The sequence below is a fragment of the Rubinisphaera italica genome (assembly GCF_007859715.1).
Taxonomy (GTDB): Bacteria; Planctomycetota; Planctomycetia; order Planctomycetales; family Planctomycetaceae; genus Rubinisphaera; species Rubinisphaera italica.
In genome coordinates, this window is the sequence record NZ_SJPG01000001.1 from 89,432 (window position 1) to 111,400 (window position 21,969).

The following is a 21,969-nucleotide window of genomic DNA, read 5'->3' on the forward strand; positions in this document are numbered from 1 at the left end:
AGATGATTGATACCCGACTATCCCGTCGAAATTGATCGAACGTACCCGTCGCATCACTGCGACGGCTCGCCTTTTCAATTATAACACCCGACTCAAAACAGCTTTGCCTCAGGATAGAACTTTGTCAGCACAACTTTCCTGAGCCAGAGCAACGCGATCAGAATTAACAGTTTGATCCAGATCAATGGCGAAGATTGCTGCCAGGCTTCACGAAAGTCGGTGATTCCGAACAGCAGGAATGTGAACGCATACCAGAGTTCCAGTTTTGATTTTCCATGCTGTAAAAATCGCATCAGGACAAGGATCGCAAACACAACCCAAGCGACGCCTTCTGCGATGTTGAACCAGTGATAGACAATTGAAAACCACGAAGTGTCGGTCACATCGTATTGCCACCAGACTTTGCGAAAGATGATGCTGGTGAGGTCGTTCATGTATTCAATATTCTACGATAGGATGGACCTCAAACAAAAGACATTATAATTGTGCCACGGCTCTGTGAGCCGTGCATGTGGTTGTCGAGTGTAACTCACACGGCTCACAGAGCCGTGGCACCGATTGATTTGTAAGTGCAAATATTTACGGCCCAACCGGTTCAAACTCGATCGATTCGACCATCGAGAGGTCGCGGCTGTTGAGGATTTCGATGTTATTGCCTTCGACGGCGAAGACAAACGAAACCTGGCGGCCATCCTCGGCGGCACACAGGTAATAGATCCAGACCATCTCCAGACCATTGGCTGAGCCGGAGGCGACGACGCGGTAGATGTAGTTGCCGGAGTTCACTTCGACCACACCTTTATCGACGATACTTGAAAGCGATTCGCCGAGAGAAGCTTTGATATCGCTTTCGAATTTCTCGGGTGCGACATGCTGGCCCGGTCCAGCGCTGCCGATTTTGGCGATGTTGCACTGGCTGATCAGACTGCCGTTGTCGACCATGCGGAGCACAGCCACTTCAGGGATTTCCTGAAAGACATACCAGTTGCGATCGTGAATCAGACTGATGTTCCAGTGCTTCGATTTGAACAACAACAGCTTTGAAATTTCGGGCAGGTCGAACGGGATGTTGGAAATCTGATTTTCAGAAATCGTCACACTCGGGCTGACTTTGCGCTGCCAGGAAACATTCGCCGTCACTTCCATGCCGGGAGAAACGGTGCTGACGGATCGTTTTTCGACTTGCTCCATCTTCAGTGAAGTCAGTAATTGATTGGCGATATCGAAGGTTGCGGTGCCTTTAATCGAAACTTCTGTCAAGGCTCCAATCGTTGCTCCGGCGACTTTTCCGTTGAATTCAATCGTGGCAATTTGATCTTTGACGGCAATTAATTTTCCAGACATCTCCACCGAGGTCGCCGCTTCGATGCCGACAAACATTTGAGCGGCCCAGTCGGGAACTTTCCAGGTTTCTTCGAGTTCGACATCAGAAGAAGGTAACAACGCCAGCAATGCGAGCGGGTCTCCCGGAATCGTGATCAAATCGAGATCGTGACGTCGCATTGGCATTTTGGGAGCATAGAGCAGCACCCCTTCCCGCTGGCCTTCGCAGATGACTTCGCGGACGAGCGAGGAGAGCGTCAGGTTGGTCACTTGATTTTTGACTTTGATGTTTGAGCGGGCGTTGTCGTAAAGTCGGAAGGATCGCCAGGCACGCTCATCCCGCCCGGCTGAGGGGAGCCGACGTTCGTAGAAGGTGAGAGAAGCCTGCACTTCGAGAGGCAGATCGAGGTCTTTCTTCTCCTGTGTTGGGGTTTTGAGAGTTCCCTGTCCCTGCACCTGGGCAGTCACTTGCAGGGTTCGTGTATCGGCAAGCGGTTCACGTAACGAGTACGACTGAGCCAGTAATGTCGGACTGGAACCAGCACCTGCAATAACTAACACTCCAGCCATCAGGCTATATAATCTCATCGTGTTCATCCTTGATATCAGGCCGAACGATCTGAAGAACGTCATTCGAGCCAGCGTCTGCAAATGGAAAATCTTTGGGTAGATAATATCACAACCGAGTCTGGTTCTTGAATCCCGAATGGGGGATTTTGTTCACTCGAACGATATTTCTCAGCTCAAACAGGTGACAGGTTGGCTGGGGTCGAACATAGTGAGCCCCAGATTAGTTGCCCCTCTGGGGGCTCCGCTTCGCTACGACCCCAGCCACCCCTGGAAAGCTTACAGCTCGCTGATGTCGACTTCGCCCTGGACATCGAGGGGTTCGGGGCCGATGGTGAGGACCTGGAATTTTTCGGCGGAGTGTTCTTCGGCGTAGCGGGTCAGGTCGTCGATGGTGAGTGAATCGACTTTCTGGCGGACTTCATCGAGCGTTTTGATTTCGCCCAGATGGAACCAGTCCCGCACCATCGAACCGGCGCGAGCCATGGTCGATTCTTCCTGCATGATCAATGATGATTTTGCACGAGCCTTACAGCGTTGCAGTTCATTTTCGGTGATATCGAGCCCGAAGTTTTTCAGTTCTTGAAGCGTGACATCAAGCGTTTCCTGGGCACGTTCGTTGGTTGTGCCAGCGTAGCACAGAACTCGGGCACGCTCTTTCAATGTGTTGAGTGAGGCTCCGATGGCATAGCAAAGGCCGCGTTCTTCGCGGACTTTGGTGAAGAGCCGGGAACTCATTCCGCCACTGAGGATGCCGACAGCAGCCCAGCCGCTGTAGTAATCGGGATGATTATAGGGCACAGCCGGGTAGGCGATGCCAATGTTGGTTTGAGTGGAATCGTGCTTCAAATGTCCCTGATGAACTTTCGGTTCAATTTCCGTCAGCGGCTTCGGCGCGATGCCCTGCCAGCCGCCGAAGAGTTGTTCGCAGAGAGCACGCGTGGTTTGCGGGTCGACATAGCCGGCGATTCCGAGAATGGCTCCTTCGGGCACGCAGCAGCGACGATAATGGTCGGTCACATTTTCGAGTGTGATTGTATCGAGATGCTCCATCGTCCCTTCGAGCGGACGATTCCATGGTGGTGGATAGCAACGGCGGCGAAGTTCGATCATCAGTTTTTGACGGGGCTCATCTTCGATCGATCGCAAAGCCTGTTCTCGACCAACCTTGCACATGTCGAAATGATTGGCTTCCATCCGTGGTTCGAGTAACACTTTGGCGATCAATTCCAGTGCTTCGGGCAGTCGCTCGGCGATGGTCGCAGCGGAGATCGTTACATGAAACCAGCCCGGAGAAACTGAATACTGGACGCCGAGATTGTCGAAAGCAATCGATAATTGTCGGGAATCCAAATCACCCGCCCCCCGGAGCATCAATTCGCTCAGGAGTGCAGCCGTTCCATTTTTTCCGGCTGGTTCGTGGGAGGTTCCGGCTGGAAAGGTGAGCGTGACGGCAGCCGAGCGGACAGCTGGCAAATGCTCAATCAACAAGGTCATCCCGTTCGACATTTCGTATTGATGAATTTGCTGATGCGACATAGTGTCTTTCAATTTTGCTGAAGTCTGCTTTATAAAAGCAGCGCAAGAGTTCCGAATCGGTGTATCACTCTATTATAGGAACTGGCAATTTGAGAGGGAACTCTGGCAGGAAGAGAGTGTCGAATCCGGGGGGAATTGCAGCAAGCGGAGTCGAAACAAGTCTGGGGGCTTCGCAGTGCTTCGACCTCAGCCACCCATCGGATTATTCAATGCTGAGTAAGCCAGCAGTGGAACACATCAAACGACAATTAATGCTCGACAGGACACGAATTTTTTCGTTATTAAGGGTTTTTCAGCGGTTTTGTATTGGGTCCGATGATATCGTTCTCGGGAGTATTGGCATCGAGCCATGCTTTGAGGTCGGACAAGACTTTGGGAGGGACAGGCTTAGCTCCCGGCGGGGGGGGAAGTTTCAGAATCCCATTCGCTAACGGGAGAACAACATCATACGCTCCTTGAATCTCTGCTCGATATGCGGTGAATGGAGCACTTTTCACACGAGTCAGTAATGCTGTCGAATTAGAAAACTCAGGCTGATATGCCGTGTATATTCGGAATGCACAAAGTCTCCAATGGGGGGCATTCGGTTTCGCATTATACTGCTGACCCATTTCATAGGCGAAACGGACAATTTCATAATTAATCAGGGTGAGATTAATTTCCCGATTCATTTCTGTCCGTCCCAGTCCGCTGGCAGCTTCGGCACGAACCGTCCAGGGTTCCATAGGGTTAATCAGAATCTCGGCGAGTGTCTGCACAATATAAGGCGTACGTGTTTTATCAAATAAAACCGAAGTTTGTGAAACCGCTTCGACCAGAGATCGCTTGTACCATTCATTGAGATTAGGTTGTTTGAGTTGCGCAATCAAAGCATCGGCAATTCGACTACGAATATCGACTTTGGGCGAACCATCCTGGCACAATCTCATCAAACCGTTGGTTGCAATAATTTTGAGAGCTTCACTTTGATTTTTTTCCGAGATGATCGCAATCAGTGGGTCGGCGATTCCTGTAAACGGAGTTGCTGGGATCTGCTTGGGAATATTTGGCGGTTCTTCATTTAACTCGGTAATCAGCAAACAGGCATTCAAACGCACGGGAAGCGGCTGTTCGTTCAATTGTTCGCAGTGCTTTATGATCAATGGCAGGAGTACGGATCGAGCAGGAGGCTTGGCCAGCAGGTTGAGATCGCGTTTGAGTTGTTCACGGATTTTAGAAAGTTGCCGAAGCTGGCTTTTCAGACTCATCTGCAAGATTTGAATTCGATTGTATTCCGTCAGTAGTGCGATATCTGCCTGAGTGATATTGGTTGTGCCGAGCGCTTTAGTGTACTCGAATTTTTTGCGCTTGAGGAAATCGAGGTCGGCTTCCTTTATGAGTTCTCCGTCGCCCTGAGCATAAGCGGGCGTTGCTTGAACCAGCAGGCTTGAAATTAAACAGAAAGCCAGTGCAAACAGGCTGATCGTAAATCGGGATTCCGTTCGCATGGGTACGCAAGTCACCAATGCATTCTCAACTCGAGGAGAGATGCCCGTCTGCTCGAAACGTTCAAGAAGTCTGAAAATCATAATGCTGTCGGTACTTGATATCGAGAATTAAAACGTGATGGAGCAGACTGTTGGTAACGAACGCCACTAGAGATCATGGCATCAGAATTCATTTTTTGCCAGTCGCGCCTTTAATTATGGTGAACCGGAGACCCTATGCCAAGAGAATAGCTTGGGAATCCGATCTCGGATGAAACTGATGGCCTCTCTGTCGATTGTCCTGACCTCTTGTAACGGTTATAGGGGAAATTCGATGGGCAATTCCAGTTCAATACCCCAAATCTGTTGTCGAACGCTTCTCCTGATCGACACAAGAGAGTGCGAAATTGGAACGAAACCTTGTTCAAAAACAGAACTCAAGGATCACTGGAAGTGATGAATCGTATCAACCAAACTGATATCACGTGGTTAGGAACATAACCGAAGACAGGAATCAGGCATTAATGCCCATGGATATGTTACGCTGAATTGGCTTAGAATAAAACCTTTAATGCCATTTGGTCGTAGTTTCTTCACAGGTGCATGCTGGATTGTCAGTATTAACGGATTGTCCCAAATATTAAATACACTGGCAAAGCCAGTGACATCCTGATTTTTAGTTGGAATGGAGCACTAAACAGGAATCTGATTCACCTCCACCCGTTGGTGACACCTTGAATTCAACGGGATCTCCACTCTTTAGAATATTAAAGTTGCCGTATGTCCTCTGAACTTTTTGCCAGAATTGTCCATGCACGTTGTACAGAAAAAGTATTGGCAGAAGAGCCATTGCCTGCTTCCGGAAAATCGCTGGCCAATGAAATTCTGGAACTGGCGGCTTGGGCACCCTTTCATCGACCTGCCAATGATGTTCATCTGCAGGACTCGGAACTGAAGGCTCTGATGCCCTGGCGGTTTTATGTGCTCGATGATTCGGCATGCCGTCAGTTGCGTGAAGAATTGATGGAAAAAGACAGCAGCAATGTGATGCGGATGCTCGCGACTGCCGACTGCATGGTGCAGGTGACCTGGTTGCCCAATCCGCCCCAGACGGAACTGCCAGAGAAAATTCTCTTTGAGGCATCCCTTGAAAACATGGAACACCTGGCTGCCGCTTCGGCTGCAGTCCAAAATCTACTCCTGGCAGCGACTGCGAATGGGATTCGCAATTATTGGTCGAGTGGTGGCGTGCTGCGTTCCCCGGAAGTTTTTGACCGGCTGGGGATTCCGACTCAGGAAATTCTGCTTGGTTCTCTCTTCTTTTCACCACAGGATGTTCAATCGGGGACAATTGCCACAAGTAAACTCCGCGATAAAAGGGGGCCGCTTACAGGCTGGGTGAAACGAGTTCATTTGAGTTGATTGCTAATTCAAATATCTGAGTGTCTGGGATCGGAACGCAGCGAAGCCCCCAGGACGTTGAAATTTCTGGGGCATCACTTCGTTCGACCCCTGCCACCCATTACACTTTGAGTAAATGACATTAAAATAATAGATCATTTTCAAATGGTATCTGCAGTCGCATGGACACCATATGTCCTTATACCCTGTGTCCTGCTCCTGCAGGACACAGCAGGTAATTTTTGAATCTGCTCTAGAACAGGCTTGCGGAAAGTTAATGACACGTTAAAAGAAAATGAATGTTGAACGAAAATTAGTTCGTGTTGGGATTCGCGTTCATTACTGTTTTGTATCTTCTCGCTGTGCAACATGAGGAGCATCTATGATTCCGCAAAATCGATATTCAGCCCGGCGAGAGAAACTCAAGCGGGTTCTCAAAAAAGAAAAATTACCCGCGTTTCTGGTCTGTAATGAAACCAACGTCAGCTATCTGACCGGATTTTCCGGGGACAGTAGCTGGTTTCTGATCGGCAAAGATTTCGAAATCCTGATCAGTGATGGTCGCTATACGACTCAGATCTCCGAGGAATGCCCAGGAATCCAGGCTGAAATTCGACCGGTTAACAAAACATTACTGCAAACGACAGCCGAAGTGCTCAAGGCGACCAAAGAACCCATTTGCGGGTTCGAATCCACTGCGATCAGCTACGATGCAGCCGGTCAGTTGGTCGAGGCGGTGGAAACACCTGACCTGATTCCTGTCAAAGGGCTCGTCGAACCACTCCGAGCAGTCAAAGATGCTGACGAGATCAAACAAGTCCGAGAAGCGGTTCGTCAGGCCGAAAAGGGCTTTGAATTTCTCAAGTCGAGTCTGATGCTCGAAATGACCGAACTTCAAGCAGCATTTACACTTGAAGAAGGTATGCGTCGGTTCGGAGCCATTGGAGCCGGGTTTGAAATCATTACTGCTGTTGGCGAGCGAGCCGCTCTGCCTCATGCTCGTCCAGGCTTAACTCGCTGCGAAGAATCTCCGTTCATGCTGGTCGACTGGGGGGCTCGAACTTCGACAGGATATGTCAGCGACTTGACGAGGATGATAGTCACAGGTAGCATTTCGTCCAAACTTCAACGTATGTATGAAGTTGTGAAAACTGCCCTGGAAGAATCGATTCAGGCAATTGGGCCAGATGTCAGGGCCAGTGATGTGGATCGAGTCGCTCGCCAGGTTATGGAAAATCATGGTGTGGCTGCGAAATTCAATCATGGGTTGGGGCATGGATTTGGTTTACAGGTTCATGAATCGGTCCGGATGAGTCCGACATCGGAAGATGTGTTTAAGCCCGGTATGGTTGTGACCGTCGAGCCAGGATTGTATTTTCCAGGATGGGGAGGGATTCGCATCGAAGACGATGTGTTAATTACTAAAGGTGGCTGCGAAGTTCTCTCCTCATTGTCTCGTGAACTCGAGGCTCATACGGTTGGGTAGCGACATATCCTGTCCGTGTTTACGATTATTTACAAAGACAATAACGCGGTTTTGAGTCGAGGAATATTTTCGGCTTGATCCTCAGGATCTTTACAAAACGCAAGATTAACATGTCATTCAGGGCTCGAAGAGCGACAGAAAGCAAATGAACGACAAATCCAAGCCAAAACCAGATTCCACTCACGGCCCCATCGATCTGGCTCAGTTGAAAGAGCTGATGGAGATGATGGAGGCTCACGATGTGACTGAAGTCAACCTGCGTAACGGCGACGAACAGTGGCGGCTGCGACGGGGACCACAAGTCACCGCGATGCCAATGCAGGCGATGCCAACTGCAATGCCTCCGATGGCGGCTCCGGTCGCTGCCCCGGCTCAGGCATCAAGTGCACCAGCCGCATCGGGGGATACTGCAGCTCCAGTTGATGACGGTTTAATCGAAATCAAAAGTCCAACCGTCGGGACATTTTACTCATCTCCGAGCCCTGAAGATCCTGCATTTGTGAAAGTCGGATCGCAGGTGTCAGCCGAATCCATTGTTTGTCTGGTTGAAGCGATGAAAGTTTTCAACCAGATTCCGGCTGAATGCAGCGGGACAGTCGAAAAGATTCTGGCCAAAGATGGCGATGCTGTCGATTTTGGCCAGGCACTCTTTAAAGTTAAGCCCAACTAACCACTCGTTGGATACTAAATGCGTATCCATCGGTTTGGGTTATCAAATTCCATCAGTAAAATCTGGTTGACTACTGCATCAGATAGACGATTGTTTTATGTTTCAACGAATACTCATCGCAAACCGTGGCGAAATTGCCCTGCGAATCATGCGGGCCTGTCGGGAATTGGGGATTGAGACCGTCGCTGTTTACAGCGAAGCGGATCGGGGGGCCCATTATCTCACACTCGCAGACGAGTCGTATTGCATCGGCAAAGCTCCCGCCAGTGATAGCTATCTGTTGATCAATCGCATTATTTCAGCAGCAGAAATCGGAAATGTGCAGGCAATTCATCCGGGCTACGGGTTTCTCGCTGAAAATGCTCACTTTGCGGAAGTCTGTCGGGAATGCAGCATCGAATTTATCGGGCCGCATCATTCCGCGATGGAACAACTTGGAGACAAAGTCTCTGCTCGAAAAATTGCAGCCGATGCCAAAGTGAATGTCGTTCCCGGAAGTGACGGACTAGTCACCGATGAAAAAACCGCTCTCGAAGTAGCCGGCAAAATCGGCTATCCCGTACTCATCAAGGCAACAGCTGGTGGTGGCGGAAAAGGGATGCGGGTGGCGATGAATGAAATCTCGCTCAAATCCGGGTTCAGTGCCGCTCGTCAGGAAGCCGAAAAAGCATTTAATAATCCGGGAGTGTATCTCGAAAAGTATATCGAACGCCCCCGGCACGTCGAAGTGCAGGTACTTGCCGATCAGCACGGGAACTGTGTCCATCTCTGGGAGCGAGATTGTTCCACACAGAGAAAGCATCAGAAACTGATCGAAGAAAGCCCGGCTCCGGATCTGCCGAAGTCGGTTCGGGAAGATATCTGTAAATCAGCCGTCCGGCTCATCAAAACCTGTGGTTACTACAATGCAGGCACCGTGGAATTTATCGTCGATAAAGAACATCAATTCTACTTTATTGAAGTCAATGCCCGAATTCAGGTTGAACATCCCGTCAGTGAAATGGTGACGGGAATTGACTTGATCAAAGAGCAGATTCGCGTCGCAGCCGGTGAAGAATTGAAGTTAAAACAGCGGAATATCAAGTCGCAGGGATGTGCGATTGAGGTCCGCATCAATGCTGAAGATCCAGAAAACGATTATCGCGGTTGCCCAGGCAAGATCACAAAATTGCGTGTCCCTGGAGGATTTGGCGTACGCTTCGATTCGCATGTTCATGAAGGTTACGTAATCAGCCCGTATTATGATTCGATGATCGGCAAATTGATCGTGCATCGAGAAACTCGCGATGAGGCCATTGCAGCTGCTCTTTCGGCATTAGACGAATTCGTCATTGAAGGTGTGAAAACGACAATCCCCCTCGCCCGACGTGTACTCGCCCACTCAGCGTTTAAAGATGGTAAAATCGACACCACGTTCCTGGAACGGACGTTTTGAAATCTCAGCAGCAATTCACTATGCTCACTGTTGAATCGTCATGTCAGGCGAGCCGAGTCAGTCATGGGTCAGTTCGCTTCATCATTGACCAGTGAATTGCAAACATCGCAAAAAAACGTGAGTAACCCGAGTCATGACGGACGCGGGGCACCTTGTAGAAATTCAACCCCTCGAAAACTCTAAGGAATTGAAGTAATGAAAGTCGGTCTGTTAACTGGTGGTGGCGATTGCCCGGGTTTGAATGCCGTTATTCGCGGCGTCGTCAAAGTTATTGATAATGCGGGTGGAAAAAGTATCGGTCTACTGGAAGGGTGGCGGGGAGCGATTACGGGAAACCATATCGAACTGACTCCTAAGTTTACCGATCCGATCATCGACAAAGGGGGTACGATTCTCGGTTCCTCTCGAACCAACCCGTTCAAGAATCCAACGGAAATCGATCAAATCGTCGAAACATTTGGCAATCTTGGTCTGGATGCACTGGTCGCAATCGGCGGAGACGACACCCTCGGTGTAGCGAGCAAGTTGTACAGCGAAAAGGGACTGCCGGTAATCGGATGTCCCAAAACGATCGATAACGATTTGAGCGCAACCGATCAGACATTCGGTTTTGATACCTGTATCAACATCGTGATGGAAGCGATCGATCGTCTGCGAACGACTGCAGAATCACATCGTCGTATTCTGGTCGTCGAAGTGATGGGGCGACATGCGGGCTGGATCGCCTGTTATTCTGCAATTGCTTCCGGAGCCGACTATTTCATGGTTCCTGAACGCGAAGTCAACATCAAGGAAATGATTGACGTTCTGCAGAAGCGACGCGATGAAGGCAAAAATTACGGCATCGTCGTTGTCAGTGAAGGAGCCAAGCTCAACACTGATGGTGGCTTTGTGACAAAAGATCAGGAAGTCGATGAATTTGGTCATGTCAAACTGGGCGGAATTGGCGATCACGTTGCCAAAGTGATTGAAAACCGCATGGGGATCGAAACCCGTTCGGTCACACTGGGCCACCTGCAGCGCGGTGGAACACCAAGTGCGTTTGATCGCGTTCTGGGAACCCGTCTCGGTGTGCACGCCGGTCATCTGGCATTGAAGAAAGACTTCGGCAAAATGGTAGCCATGAGAGGAACACAGATTGTCGCTGTCGAGTTGAAAGATGCTGTCGACCAAATGCGGGAACTCGAAGATTCCTTCTTCGACGAAGCGGCTGAGTTCTTGAAGTAATTCTTGGTCAATCGATTTTGATCAAGTCGTAAAATAATAAACAGCACTCGTCAAACATTGGGCGAGTGCTGTTTTTGTGTTGAAACTTCTGCAAGTGCAGAATTACGGGCTGACGATAATCGTTTCGTTATCTTCAGACAGAGCAGCGGCACCGAGTGCAACACCAGTGATTGAGAGTCCGAGTGTGATTGTGTCGAGAGGATCGACAAACAATCCAGACTGTGCACGAGTTGTTGTCGCACCGCTGACGATCAGCACGTTACTTTTTGAAGTTGGGGGAGCAACGGAACCTTCCCAGGCTCGAACGACACCCTTGCCTTCGCCAGCCTGCAATTCGTAGATGCCTGTGTCCAAACCGGCAACAGTGAATTTGCCATCGGCATCGGTCACGGTTGTGGCAACGACTTCATTGTTGCGGCGAACGGAAACTTTCGCACCATTAAGGGCCTGGCCTTGTCCGGTGACAGCTTTGCCATTCAAGGCTCCGCCGTTAGAAAGAGCAATGTCGCTGACGGCTGATTTTGTTTTCGTCGTCCGGGCGACTTCTGCCTGTGTCGAGAAAATCGGAGCGAGCACAAGGCTCAGACACGCGAATCCGGTCAGAAGAGTTTTCATTGTCATGTTCCTTAAGGTAGGTACTGTAGTTTGGTGTAATTCGATTCGTCGTGAATCGAGGAGGGCAGCCTCTTGCTGACCAATACATTTAATGGGTGAGATAAAAATGACGAATTGAACATCCTTATTCTCATCGTCACAATTTCCTGGGCAACTTCATCCTGAAGAGCTTGTCAGGAACAACATGATCAAAGTCTTTAATCAATGCGAGCGGATATTGCTGGAATCTCAATAATGAGTCAACTGAAGTTTTTTCCAGAGGCAGGAATTGCAGAAGTTACATCAAGATTCTGAGTACAAGGCAATGATCAGTCAGGTGAGCCGAGTCAGTCATGACCCGGGTGGGTTTGATTTTATCTCGTTACCGATGTCCTCAACTTCTTGCATGCAATGACATGACGTATCGAACATCAGAGCTGAACGGGATTGTAAATCGAACACCGTTCCCTCGCTGACACGTTTTGAGGTTGCACCTTTATATTCGTTTTCAGGGTTAACACGGAAAAAACAGGAGGCCCTGTCTACTGATTAATGTCGTTGATGTGTGCCACCGCTGGCTTGTCCAGCAGTGTGAAACAGGAATTGGGTTTCAGAATGAGACGACATTTAACGAGGGACGAAACCGCAGGGTGCGTCGAGACGTACTCTAACAATACTTACAAGCACGAAGCACAAGCGAATGTGTCCTGAAGATCTTGACACACTCGCTTGCGCTTCGTGCTTGTGTTTTGAGCAACCTCATGATTGGCTCAATGTGCGTTCTGTCCAATAGTCTCCGTTACCTGTGGGACATCAAGCGGATAGTAATGCATCGCGATATCAGGCAGGAACGCGAGGATCAATCCCATCGAGAGAATAACGGTCGGCATCAAAAGGGCGTATTTCCAGTTTCGCTCAAACTTTAAATGCATGAAGAACAGCATAACTAAACTCGCTTTCGCTGCTGCGACCAGCATCACGAGAGAACCGATTGTGATCTTCCAGGAAGGACTGGAAAACAGATCCAGCACAACCGAAGCCAGCGTCAGTCCGCACAGGCAGAAGAAGATCATCAGGTAATTGGGGTGGGATTCTGTAGTCTCGTGCATTGGAATTATAAGCCTGATGGTGAGCGATTTGTCTTGTAATCTGACCCAATAAAAAGTTGGATTTGCAATGGCAAAGCCAGTGGCACACAACCTGGAAATCAATTGGGTCAAAGCAATGAATATATTGTGTAATTTCCAATTAAATCGTGCAACTGATTTCAAATTTCAGGGTATCCCAATGAGACAGGCTGGAAGCCTGTCCTACCTTGCTATCGCTGGTAAATTGGTACATAACCGTTTTCGAGTTGCAGGATGGTAGCATTGATGGCGGTGGTGTAGACATCGCCAATATGCCCTTCTTTCCAGGCGCCAGACGCATTTTGTTTCGGAAGTATCTGTCGGGAAATATCCTCAAAATACTTCGGCCACACGGTTTCATCCCGATACATTACCTGAGAATAGTAATAGTGTGTATAGTGCCAGTGACCGAAGTAATTGGAACTTCCCCCTTCATTCGGCCAAATGTTTTCCTTACAGAACTCGAGCATTTTCTCGACATGGGTAGATTCATCATAATCGCCGGCACTGTACATGGCGGCGACTGCTGCAGCTGTAATTGGCGGACGGGCTCCACCACCGCGAATTGAATACTGCACCCCCCCTTCCGGAGTAGTGCAGTCTTTGATGTATTGCTTGGCTCGATCGATAATTTCTTTCGCAACCGGAATACCCGCATTGCGGCAAGCACGAAGGCCCTGAACCTGGGTGATACAGGTCGAGCCCTCATCAAAATCGCCACCATCTTTGGCGGAGACATATCCCCAGCCGCCGCGGGTTGTCTGGGCGTAGCCACTGAACTTGACGGAATTATTCAGCACTCTCAGCAAGTTCTTTCGACGCTCTGCCCCTTCTTCTTCTCCAAGTATCTGCGAGAGAAACAACATCGAAAAGCCATGGCCGTATGTGTAGTGATAGTCTTTCTCATAACCGATCAAACCATTCGGCTGAGACATATCAACCAGATAATCGACCGCTGAGCGGACCGTTTTGGCGTATTTTCCCCGATTAGTAGTCGAACCTTCACACAGCAGGGCCATACCGGACAGAGCCGTCATGGCAACACGATACTGTCCACCATTGGCTTCCCAATAACCCTGCCGTTTTTGAGTCCGTACGAGATAATCGAGCGCACGCCCAACGGCCAGTTTGACTTTTGGGTCCTGTTTTCGAGCGTAAACTGGCATATTTGGGACTAGTAATAATCCCAAGCCAGTTAGTGCATGTCGGCGAGAAATCTGCATGAGCAAGGCTCTCAACTTTTGGAACGGCGGATGATCTGCTATGTTTCCGTATGTAACCAGTATAGCAGAGGAGCGGCTTTGGATCGATCAGAATTCTAACGGGAATGATCTATTCGGTCCAATTTTGAATCCGCTCCCAATCGTGACAAGGCATCCAAACCATGAGCAATCCCACCCGATTAGCCGAATTACTCCGCGAACGAGCCCTGAAATTCGGCGATTTCACCCTCGTTTCCGGCCGAAAAGCCAAATATTACCTTGATGGCAAGCAGGTCACTCTGCATGCAGAGGGTTTGCGGCTGGTCAGTCAGGGATTGTGGGATCTCCTTGATGAATTCGAGTTTGATGCCATCGGCGGCATGTCGATCGGAGCCGATCCAATTGTTGGCGGCATGTTGACTGTTGCAGCCGAACAGAAAAGGGACGTCGTCGGATTCATGATCCGCAAAGAATCCAAAGGTCACGGCACCCAGAAATTCGTCGAAGGCCCCGTGGAACCCGGCATGAAAGTCGCTATTGTCGAAGATGTCGTCACAACGGGTGGAAGTGCATTGCTGGCCGTCGATCGCGTGCAGGACTTCGGTTGTGAAGTGGTCGCGGTCGCAGCAATTATCGATCGACTCGAAGGAGGAGCTGCAAACTTCGCCGCTCGAAACATCCCTCATCGCACTCTTTTAACAATCCGGGACTTCGGGCTGGAACCACCAGAAGATCTATAAGACATAGGACGACCGGCTCGACTTTACATTTTGCTCGCATTTCGTCAGGCACAGCCTGATCTACAGACAACTGCAAGGATGTTAAAATGCTTACTGCTCAAGCTGCCTGTATTCAACCGTTTTTGAAAGACAGCTACACTACAGAAGATCTTCAGAACCTGGAGAAGCTGTTAAACGATTCCGGCACATTTCGTTTCGAGGCCCTTTCAAATGGTCTCTTCCCTGCTGCCTTGGCATTGCAGGATGACACCGAATACACCGGCTATTCCAATTGCTGGGTGCGCGATAATGTCCTGGTTGCCTGGGGATTGTATGCGTCGGGACGCGTCGAACCCGCAATGCGCAGCCTGCAGACACTGGCCGACTATTTTCTCAAATCTCGACATCGGTTTGACGACCTGATTGCCGGAAAAAGTGATCCCGACGATCCGATGCAGCGCCCCCACATCCGCATTCGTGGCGAGCAACTCGAAGAGATCGATCAACACTGGGCACACGCTCAAAACGATGCTCTCGGCTATTTCCTCTGGGCCTTCAGCAGGCTCGCTTGCGACCGGGCCTTCGAGCCCACTTCGGATCAAATCGACCTGATGATCCTGTTCGTGGAAACCCTGCACGCTCTGAAATTCTGGGAAGATGAAGACAGCGGTCACTGGGAAGAAGTCCGCAAAATCGCGGCTTCGAGCATCGGCACTGCTACTGCTGGCCTGCTCGAGTTCAGTCGATTTTATGACGAACGAGCCGATCTGTTTCAGGAGCATCAGATCGCCTGTGAGCGAATTGACATTCTGGAAGATGCGATTACCCGCGGACGAAATGCGCTGTATTCAATTTTGCCTGCTGAATGCATTCAGGAAGATCCTCTTAAAAACCGCAAGTACGATGCCGCCCTGCTCTTTCTGATTGAGCCGTTGCAAATTGTCAATTATGAAATGGCGGATAAAATCATTGCTGATATTCAGGAACATTTACAGGGCGATTTCGGCATCCGTCGCTATGTGGGCGATTCTTACTGGTGTGCGGACTATAAAGATATGCTCTCACCTGAGCAGCGCACCGATGATTTCAGTGACAATCAGGAAGTTCGGGATGCACTTCTCAAGCCGGGAGAAGAGGCCCAGTGGTGCATTTTTGACTCGATTCTCTCCGTCATTTATGCCAAACGCTATCATCATTCCGGTGATAAGAATGACCGGGAAAAACAGATTTACTACTTCCAGCGAGCACTCACGCAATTAACAGCTGAAGATTGCCGCATGGGTGGTTTGCGATGTCCCGAATCCTATTATCTGGAAAATGGAACCTACGTCCCGAATGACATCACTCCACTTTTGTGGACTCAGGCAAACTTACTGCAGTCACTGGAGTGGATGAAGAAAACAACGGAAACGAACAGTCAGTAAATCGCACCGATATCTTAACCCGAAGCGTCAGCGAGGGGACGGCGTCTTACAAGCATAGTCCCCTCTCCCTCTGGAAGAGTGTTAGGGTGAGCGGCAATCGGTGTTGATTGCAGAATGAACATCGATGGAATCCCCTCATCCGGCCTTCGGTCACCTTCTCCCCAGAAGAAGGGAAGAACACCGCCCCCCAAGGACAAAGACAGCAAACCGCTTCCTATGCAGCAGGAAAGTGTGCCGAAAATACCAGATGTTTCGGCATTCCGCTTTCCGCTTTCGAACTACTTTCGCCCGATCACAAAACTCGCCAATCCGGCAAACGTCATAATGGAAAGCAAAGCCCCACCAGCGATAGCGAGACGTTTTTCAAGAGCCGATTTGCGAATATCAGGCATCAACGTGGCAAGTTGAGCAGGGCTCAGATCCAGCAGCAGATGACAGCGATACATATCGGCCTGAATGGAACTGTCCTTCAGATTGAGCTGATAGTCTTCGATATACTCGTCCAGAATAAAAGAGTTCAGTTGTTCAATCGAGATTTCTGGAGTTTCACCGGGTGAACTGATTTGTTCAAAAATCGCCTGCTTCGCCTGATCGATCGCTTCCTGATGAGCTTCCTGCCGAGTCACCCAGCGAGCACTGCTCACAATCATCTGCTGATGAAATGTCGGAATCCTTTGAACTCCGGGATGTTCCAGTTGAGCCAGCGCTTGCGGTCCCGCTTCTTTAATCCAGCGGGGATAATTCTGTTCGGGATGCTTCAGTTCTTCGAGTTTCGCTTCCAATTGCTGACGAAGTTTACGAGTTCGCTCTGAGCGATCTTCATCCGGTGAAACCTGCTGGACACTCTGCTCATGAAGTTCAGCGATTGCCTTTTCGTATAGCTGAATAGCCCCCTCTCGATAGGGTTGATTGGTAACTTCCCGTGGCTGACTGGGCTGACCAATTTGCATTGTGTGATTGGTATCATATGTCGCAGTTGAAGACATTTGAACGGAAGGAGGGGACTGGAATGAAACCATATAAAACATAACCGGGAAGGCAAATAACGTCATCAGTAACAGGATACCCGCGATCATCTTCACGATTCGGGCACCTATTCCAGACGACTTCAAACTGAAATAGATTCCAGCATAAATCACTCCCATGACCACATTTCCCAGGATAACGAGAATGGGTATCGAGATGTCAGGAGTTGCATTCATGGGTTTTCTTTCCTTGAGGTTTCAATTTAATACGAGAACTTCAAGATATATCCAGACTACGATTAAGAGATATTGCGAGACTGCATCGGAGCGGCCAGCTGGAGTGCCGCGGTAATTGTTGCCGCCCAGGTAATCCCCCAGACCAGTGGAAACGTAAAAAAGATGCAAATGATGTATGCCGTGAATGCAGACCAGATGATCGAAGAGAATTCATAGCGATAGTTCCTTCGATAATCACTGACCAGCCACCACGAGCGAATCGAAAATAATATTCCGAAGAAGGTCGCATAGCCGACCATTGTCGGTGCCCAGATCGTTTTCAGATGATCCTCACGATGATAGTTAGATCGTCCCTCCTCACTGCTCACATAATCACTCGCTGCGGCTCGATCCATCTCCCCATGCTTCTGCATCATGACAGGAGTCACATAAGCAGGTTGAATTTCGTCAAACTCGAATGCAGGACTTTCCGGGCAGATTTCAATCGGTTCTGCCAGATCGTGCCGTCCAATGTGAGACACGATTCCCGTTTTTCCATGCGGGAAAATGACATTCGGATATTCCACCAGCAACCAGTTATGCAAACCGCTCACCGCTGTTCCCGTGGCGATCCCCGCGACTGCCAGGGCAATTCGAAACCGGGAATGATCCAACTTCCCCCGTGACCATAATTGCGTAAAGCCCAGCAACACCCAGGTCGCCAGACAACTGGAAAGCACGAAGAATGTGATATGTCCGAGATCAAACCCACTGCGTGACCACTGCGAAGTAAAGAAGTCGCGTGAGACAAACAGAACAGCAGCGGTCATCATGATGACGTAAAATGGAGTTCGAGCGATCGCAGAGAAAGTCTGTGCCAACCGCTGAGAAAAACTCCGATACTTCGATTGAACCAGTGGCTTCACGACTTTTCGATTCGAGTGAACTTTCTCACCAAATCGATGACGGTTCGACTCCTCTCCTCGACTGGCATGAAACTCGCGTCGAGCCCAGCGGAATAATCGCATTCCCAGAAACATGCACAGACCAAAGGCCAGCAACGACATCCAGGTCAGGCGGCTGGGAAAAATCCGGAACAGAATCATCATCCCCGCAATCCCAGCTAATACGGGGACTGCCCGATCAGCCAGTCTCTTTGCAGGAACCGCAGGCTGAGTACCCCGAACAGGCGTGCCAGGATTCTTATCCTGAAATGCCTGATCGACTGAGGATTTGGCGATTTTTACACCATCGTCATCCGCCACCTGTGAATTGACTGGCATCGCCTGACCATTCACAGCAGCAGAAAACGCGGCTTCAAATTCTTGAATGCTTTGAAATCGTTCGGTCTCTTCTTTGGCCAGCGCTTTCCCGATAACAGGTTGCAACTTCGGATCGAGCATATCGAGTTTTGGTGGCTCGGTCAGATGCTTCATCAGGATTTCGCCCGTCGATTCTCCATCGAAAGGCACCTGTCCGGTCAACATTTCGTAGGCAATCACGCCCATCGCATAAATGTCGACACCCGGACCATATCGACCCCGGGCAACTTCGGGAGCCATGTAATAAACGGTTCCCACACTTTGCGTATGGGCACTGCGTTGAGAAGCACTGATAAATTTGGACAGGCCGACATCGGCAATTTTCAGATGTCCGTGATCCCAGAAGATATTGGCCGGTTTCAAATCGCGATGCACCAGCCCGCGATCATGCAGAAAGCCGAGACCCTCACAGGCCTGTTTCAAAATCTGACTGGCCTGCTGACTCGACATCCCATTGGGGAATTTTTCGATCGCTTCAGCCAGTGTGTTGCCGGAGATATACTCCATCAAAATCCAATAGTCGCCGTCGGCATCGGTTTTGACATCGAAGATGGTGACCAGATTCGGGTGACTCAAATTCAAGCATTGCGACACGCCACGAAGTTCAATCTCCATGTTGTCGTGCAGAAGTTTGAGCGCAACTTCTTTCCCGGCATCGGTCAAGGCATAATAAACCTCACCAAAACCGCCACGATGGATCGCCCGCTTGATGGTCATCCCTTCAAGCGGCTGATCTCCGGCTGAAAATGTAAATTTCATGATAGGTGTCCCGCGCCCTCTTGTCGGTCAGTCAATGCTAGACCGACAGCTTTTTTAATATAAGGTTTCCAGATAAAACCCAAAATCATCCTGTTCAACATGTTGATCAAAGGGGACAGACAGATCGACCATCTTCTGCTCAGCCGCCGTCTCTCGTCCCACGGGTGATCGAAAATGAAACCGTCCTTGCTGGTAAATTAAAACGCCAGATTGCTCCCAGTGGGGACAACGGATATGAGCCTGGCTCCCTGGCCCCATTAGTAACAGATTTTCCATCAGGATCACGCCGTCCACTCGATCGACCATCCGATCCAGCGGATCGACTTCCAGAACAGCCGTCTGTGATAATGGCGATTTCCTTCGCACAGAAACCGTCACCTGATTTCCCAGGCTCGCTCGACAATTGTTCGTAAGACAGGTCTCCTGAATCAACAAGTTTTCTGGTTTTTCGACATCAAGTGATCCATTTTCTGTAGTTTGTGATTTTATCGAGACAGCTCCCTGAGCAGGTCGAATCGTGTATCCATTCGTTCTGCGGGCGATCACTGCATGATTCGTTGAAAGTTGGCTAAACAGGGCAATTTGCCCGGATGTACCGGCTCCGGTCGGACCGCCGATCATCACTTCATCACTCAGAACGAGTCGATAGCTCCCCACGCGATCTATTCGCAGGATGACATCGTTCAGAGAATGAATTTCCGAATTCGGCATCATCCGATCCTTTACTTTCTCAACGTACTGATCCACGACAGAGTTCATCATCTTATCCGGAAATGATTGGCATTTTGAGAAATATTTTTATGAGTAAGCGGAATTAATTTTACAAGCACGAAGCGCAAGCGAGTGAGTTTTTCGAATCATACATAATTACACACTCGCTTGCGCTTCGTGCTTGTAGTCTCCAATACTCGCAAAAAAAGGTGGGCCAGTGCCCACCTTAGGTGCTGATCAATTCTCAGGTTTACAGAGCACGGTCAGCCAGGTCGGCTTCGAAGTACTCGTCAATCTGGCTGGAGATTTCGACTTCCGGTGCCAGGTCGGCTTCGACTGGAATCAGTCCTGCAGAATTGACATCCGTTTCGAGCAGTCGTTCTTTGATGTCGAGTTGTTTGTTCAACTCGGCAATCAGATTCTTCGCTTTGCTCAGACGGCTGTCATCTACCAGAGTTGATTCGCTGATTGACTCGGCTGCTTTAATCGATCGCATTCGTGCATCCAACTGAGCCAGCTGAGCTTCCAGATCTTTCTTGGTCGAAATCAAAGTCGCCAGGTGTTCTTCGTTGGCATTCAGAGCCGTCTGACGGGCATTCAGGATGTCTTCTTCACGATCCAGCGTCTCTTCAGCAATTTTGAAGCGACGGAATCGAGTGGCCAGATCCTTTTCGACCTGCTGTTGCGTGTAAGACTTGCCGGCAATCACGTACTTGGTATCAGCTGAATCGAGATTGCTGCGTAAAGCGAGGATTGCGTCTTTCTGCATTGTGATTGATTGACGGCGAGCATCGACAGTGCGGTGCAGTGACTCGACTTCGACTTGCTGTTCGGCAATCACGTGCATTGAATTTCGAATTTCAGGCACGAGATCTTTCACTAGCTGCTCGGCGCGACGAACTTCAAATTCAATCGGCACCTGACTTTTCACTGACTGACGAATTTCAGAGCCAGCCGTCTTTATGTAGGTAAAGGCACTCCGGCCAAAAACAAACGTACTGGCTCCAACCAGCAACAACCCGGTAACTATTGCCTTCTTAATCATGGCTCGGTCTCCCCTGTGTGAATTATTTCCGTGAGAACAATTTCTTTTCAATCGCTCAAAATACTGTTTTGTAGGCATCTCATCTCTCCCTGAAGCTTTCTGACAATCCAGAAATGATTGCCAACTCACTTAGCTATTCGCTGAAGCAGGAGAAATATTGAGCAGATTTTGGGAAATTTATCAGAATCTGGGGGAGAAGGTGATTAGAAATTGTCGTAAGTCATTACCAGCATACAAGTAATGACCTACTCCTTGGTTTGTAAATTCTACAAGCACGAAGCGCAAGCGAGTGTGTTATTCACGTATATACACACTCGCTTGCGCTTCGTGCTTGTACTGGATTTAATTTCTTAAGAAATGCTTGATCTAGTGCATTTTCAATAATGAACGGCAGCATACGGCAGGAGCAAACCCTGCGTTCTATGGTCATTTGATGCTCATGCGACTGCAGAAACCATTAATAATGGTTTAGCGTTCGACTGTCATTTCATTGATGACATCAATTTCCGGCGAGAGTTTTTTGAGGGCTTCCTGAGCGAGTTGCTTTTGATAATAGGAGCCAATTTTCCCGCTGACTCGAACCTGATTCGCAAAGACCTGAAAGCGAGTGTTGCGAGAGACTTCATGCGAGGCTCTCCGAAGGGCGGCATTCACCCGAGCCGCCAACTCGTGCGGATTGTCGACGCGATACAACTTATTCATACGGTGTTCCCTGGAACAGAGAAATCAATCAGCGATAAAAATAGAGGGGCCTATTACGCATCGGCAATC

General features: G+C 49.4%; 19 protein-coding genes. 7 read left to right on the forward strand and 12 right to left on the reverse strand.

Going from position 1 to position 21,969, the window contains the following annotated elements; all coding sequences use genetic code 11:
* Positions 1-92: 92 nt before the first annotated feature.
* The 4 genes from Pan54_RS00330 to Pan54_RS00345 form a co-directional block, all read right to left on the reverse strand.
* A complete protein-coding gene (locus tag Pan54_RS00330; protein WP_146501520.1) occupies positions 93-434 on the reverse strand; it encodes a hypothetical protein in 342 nt (113 codons plus the stop codon).
* A 145-nt stretch (positions 435-579) separates the two neighbouring features.
* A complete protein-coding gene (locus Pan54_RS00335; RefSeq protein ID WP_146501521.1) occupies positions 580-1,911 on the reverse strand; it encodes a hypothetical protein in 1,332 nt (443 codons plus the stop codon).
* Positions 1,912-2,169: 258 nt separating this feature from the next.
* Positions 2,170-3,429: a M16 family metallopeptidase gene (locus Pan54_RS00340; RefSeq protein WP_146501522.1), complete on the reverse strand. Its 1,260-nt coding sequence runs from the start codon at positions 3,427-3,429 to the stop codon at positions 2,170-2,172.
* A gap of 281 nt (positions 3,430-3,710) precedes the next feature.
* Complete coding sequence (locus tag Pan54_RS00345) at positions 3,711-4,916, reverse strand: hypothetical protein (RefSeq protein ID WP_207310003.1); 1,206 nt, start codon at positions 4,914-4,916, stop codon at positions 3,711-3,713.
* Positions 4,917-5,675: 759 nt separating this feature from the next.
* On the opposite strand from Pan54_RS00345, the gene Pan54_RS00350 reads away from it, so the two are divergent.
* The 5 genes from Pan54_RS00350 (at position 5,676) to Pan54_RS00370 (ending at position 11,114) form a co-directional block, all read left to right on the forward strand.
* Entirely contained in the window at positions 5,676-6,317 is a 642-nt protein-coding gene (locus Pan54_RS00350; protein WP_146501524.1) for a nitroreductase family protein, read from the forward strand.
* A gap of 361 nt (positions 6,318-6,678) precedes the next feature.
* The gene (locus Pan54_RS00355; protein ID WP_146501525.1) at positions 6,679-7,782 is read left to right on the forward strand and encodes a M24 family metallopeptidase; all 1,104 of its coding nucleotides are present in this window, start codon (positions 6,679-6,681) and stop codon (positions 7,780-7,782) included.
* A gap of 145 nt (positions 7,783-7,927) precedes the next feature.
* A complete protein-coding gene (accB, locus tag Pan54_RS00360; RefSeq protein WP_146501526.1) occupies positions 7,928-8,452 on the forward strand; it encodes an acetyl-CoA carboxylase biotin carboxyl carrier protein in 525 nt (174 codons plus the stop codon).
* Between the two features lie 97 nt (positions 8,453-8,549).
* Positions 8,550-9,887: an acetyl-CoA carboxylase biotin carboxylase subunit gene (gene accC, locus Pan54_RS00365; protein WP_146501527.1), complete on the forward strand. Its 1,338-nt coding sequence runs from the start codon at positions 8,550-8,552 to the stop codon at positions 9,885-9,887.
* 195 nt (positions 9,888-10,082) lie between these two features.
* Positions 10,083-11,114 (forward strand): 6-phosphofructokinase, encoded by a 1,032-nt coding sequence (locus Pan54_RS00370; protein WP_146501528.1) that lies wholly within the window; start codon positions 10,083-10,085, stop codon positions 11,112-11,114.
* A 102-nt stretch (positions 11,115-11,216) separates the two neighbouring features.
* Here Pan54_RS00370 and Pan54_RS00375 read toward each other — a convergent pair whose 3' ends face one another.
* The 3 genes from Pan54_RS00375 to Pan54_RS00385 all read right to left on the reverse strand — a co-directional run bounded on the left by Pan54_RS00375 (position 11,217) and on the right by Pan54_RS00385 (position 14,058).
* Entirely contained in the window at positions 11,217-11,729 is a 513-nt protein-coding gene (locus Pan54_RS00375) for a carboxypeptidase-like regulatory domain-containing protein (protein WP_165441497.1), read from the reverse strand.
* 749 nt (positions 11,730-12,478) lie between these two features.
* The gene (locus Pan54_RS00380; protein ID WP_146501530.1) at positions 12,479-12,817 is read right to left on the reverse strand and encodes a cytochrome C oxidase subunit IV family protein; all 339 of its coding nucleotides are present in this window, start codon (positions 12,815-12,817) and stop codon (positions 12,479-12,481) included.
* A 209-nt stretch (positions 12,818-13,026) separates the two neighbouring features.
* Entirely contained in the window at positions 13,027-14,058 is a 1,032-nt protein-coding gene (locus tag Pan54_RS00385; RefSeq protein ID WP_146501531.1) for a prenyltransferase/squalene oxidase repeat-containing protein, read from the reverse strand.
* A 161-nt stretch (positions 14,059-14,219) separates the two neighbouring features.
* Here Pan54_RS00385 and pyrE point away from each other — a divergent pair, with 161 nt between their 5' ends.
* Together pyrE and Pan54_RS00395 are read left to right on the forward strand one after the other, a co-directional pair.
* Positions 14,220-14,777 (forward strand): orotate phosphoribosyltransferase, encoded by a 558-nt coding sequence (gene pyrE, locus Pan54_RS00390; RefSeq protein ID WP_207310004.1) that lies wholly within the window; start codon positions 14,220-14,222, stop codon positions 14,775-14,777.
* Between the two features lie 86 nt (positions 14,778-14,863).
* Positions 14,864-16,180, forward strand: coding sequence for a glycoside hydrolase family 15 protein (locus tag Pan54_RS00395; protein ID WP_146501533.1), 1,317 nt, complete (start codon positions 14,864-14,866; stop codon positions 16,178-16,180).
* A 278-nt stretch (positions 16,181-16,458) separates the two neighbouring features.
* On the opposite strand, the gene Pan54_RS00400 is transcribed toward Pan54_RS00395, so the two are convergent.
* The 5 genes from Pan54_RS00400 to Pan54_RS00420 form a co-directional block, all read right to left on the reverse strand.
* Entirely contained in the window at positions 16,459-17,382 is a 924-nt protein-coding gene (locus tag Pan54_RS00400; protein WP_146501534.1) for a hypothetical protein, read from the reverse strand.
* Between the two features lie 62 nt (positions 17,383-17,444).
* Positions 17,445-19,442: a serine/threonine protein kinase gene (locus Pan54_RS00405; RefSeq protein WP_146501535.1), complete on the reverse strand. Its 1,998-nt coding sequence runs from the start codon at positions 19,440-19,442 to the stop codon at positions 17,445-17,447.
* A gap of 54 nt (positions 19,443-19,496) precedes the next feature.
* Complete coding sequence (locus tag Pan54_RS00410; protein WP_146501536.1) at positions 19,497-20,189, reverse strand: hypothetical protein; 693 nt, start codon at positions 20,187-20,189, stop codon at positions 19,497-19,499.
* 214 nt (positions 20,190-20,403) lie between these two features.
* A complete protein-coding gene (locus Pan54_RS00415; protein ID WP_146501537.1) occupies positions 20,404-21,198 on the reverse strand; it encodes a hypothetical protein in 795 nt (264 codons plus the stop codon).
* 468 nt (positions 21,199-21,666) lie between these two features.
* Entirely contained in the window at positions 21,667-21,900 is a 234-nt protein-coding gene (locus Pan54_RS00420; RefSeq protein WP_146501538.1) for a hypothetical protein, read from the reverse strand.
* Positions 21,901-21,969 lie beyond the last annotated feature (69 nt).

Bases quoted from the DNA above. Each gene is read 5' to 3' on its own strand.
- Pan54_RS00330 (WP_146501520.1), bottom strand. From the start codon at position 434: ATGAACGACCTCACCAGCATCATCTTTCGCAAAGTCTGGTGGCAATAC.
- Pan54_RS00335 (WP_146501521.1), bottom strand. From the start codon at position 1,911: ATGAGATTATATAGCCTGATGGCTGGAGTGTTAGTTATTGCAGGTGCT.
- Pan54_RS00340 (WP_146501522.1), bottom strand. From the start codon at position 3,429: ATGTCGCATCAGCAAATTCATCAATACGAAATGTCGAACGGGATGACC.
- Pan54_RS00345 (WP_207310003.1), bottom strand. From the start codon at position 4,916: ATGCGAACGGAATCCCGATTTACGATCAGCCTGTTTGCACTGGCTTTC.
- Pan54_RS00350 (WP_146501524.1), top strand. From the start codon at position 5,676: ATGTCCTCTGAACTTTTTGCCAGAATTGTCCATGCACGTTGTACAGAA.
- Pan54_RS00355 (WP_146501525.1), top strand. From the start codon at position 6,679: ATGATTCCGCAAAATCGATATTCAGCCCGGCGAGAGAAACTCAAGCGG.
- accB (WP_146501526.1), top strand. From the start codon at position 7,928: ATGAACGACAAATCCAAGCCAAAACCAGATTCCACTCACGGCCCCATC.
- accC (WP_146501527.1), top strand. From the start codon at position 8,550: ATGTTTCAACGAATACTCATCGCAAACCGTGGCGAAATTGCCCTGCGA.
- Pan54_RS00370 (WP_146501528.1), top strand. From the start codon at position 10,083: ATGAAAGTCGGTCTGTTAACTGGTGGTGGCGATTGCCCGGGTTTGAAT.
- Pan54_RS00375 (WP_165441497.1), bottom strand. From the start codon at position 11,729: ATGAAAACTCTTCTGACCGGATTCGCGTGTCTGAGCCTTGTGCTCGCT.
- Pan54_RS00380 (WP_146501530.1), bottom strand. From the start codon at position 12,817: ATGCACGAGACTACAGAATCCCACCCCAATTACCTGATGATCTTCTTC.
- Pan54_RS00385 (WP_146501531.1), bottom strand. From the start codon at position 14,058: ATGCAGATTTCTCGCCGACATGCACTAACTGGCTTGGGATTATTACTA.
- pyrE (WP_207310004.1), top strand. From the start codon at position 14,220: ATGAGCAATCCCACCCGATTAGCCGAATTACTCCGCGAACGAGCCCTG.
- Pan54_RS00395 (WP_146501533.1), top strand. From the start codon at position 14,864: ATGCTTACTGCTCAAGCTGCCTGTATTCAACCGTTTTTGAAAGACAGC.
- Pan54_RS00400 (WP_146501534.1), bottom strand. From the start codon at position 17,382: ATGAATGCAACTCCTGACATCTCGATACCCATTCTCGTTATCCTGGGA.
- Pan54_RS00405 (WP_146501535.1), bottom strand. From the start codon at position 19,442: ATGAAATTTACATTTTCAGCCGGAGATCAGCCGCTTGAAGGGATGACC.
- Pan54_RS00415 (WP_146501537.1), bottom strand. From the start codon at position 21,198: ATGATTAAGAAGGCAATAGTTACCGGGTTGTTGCTGGTTGGAGCCAGT.
- Pan54_RS00420 (WP_146501538.1), bottom strand. From the start codon at position 21,900: ATGAATAAGTTGTATCGCGTCGACAATCCGCACGAGTTGGCGGCTCGG.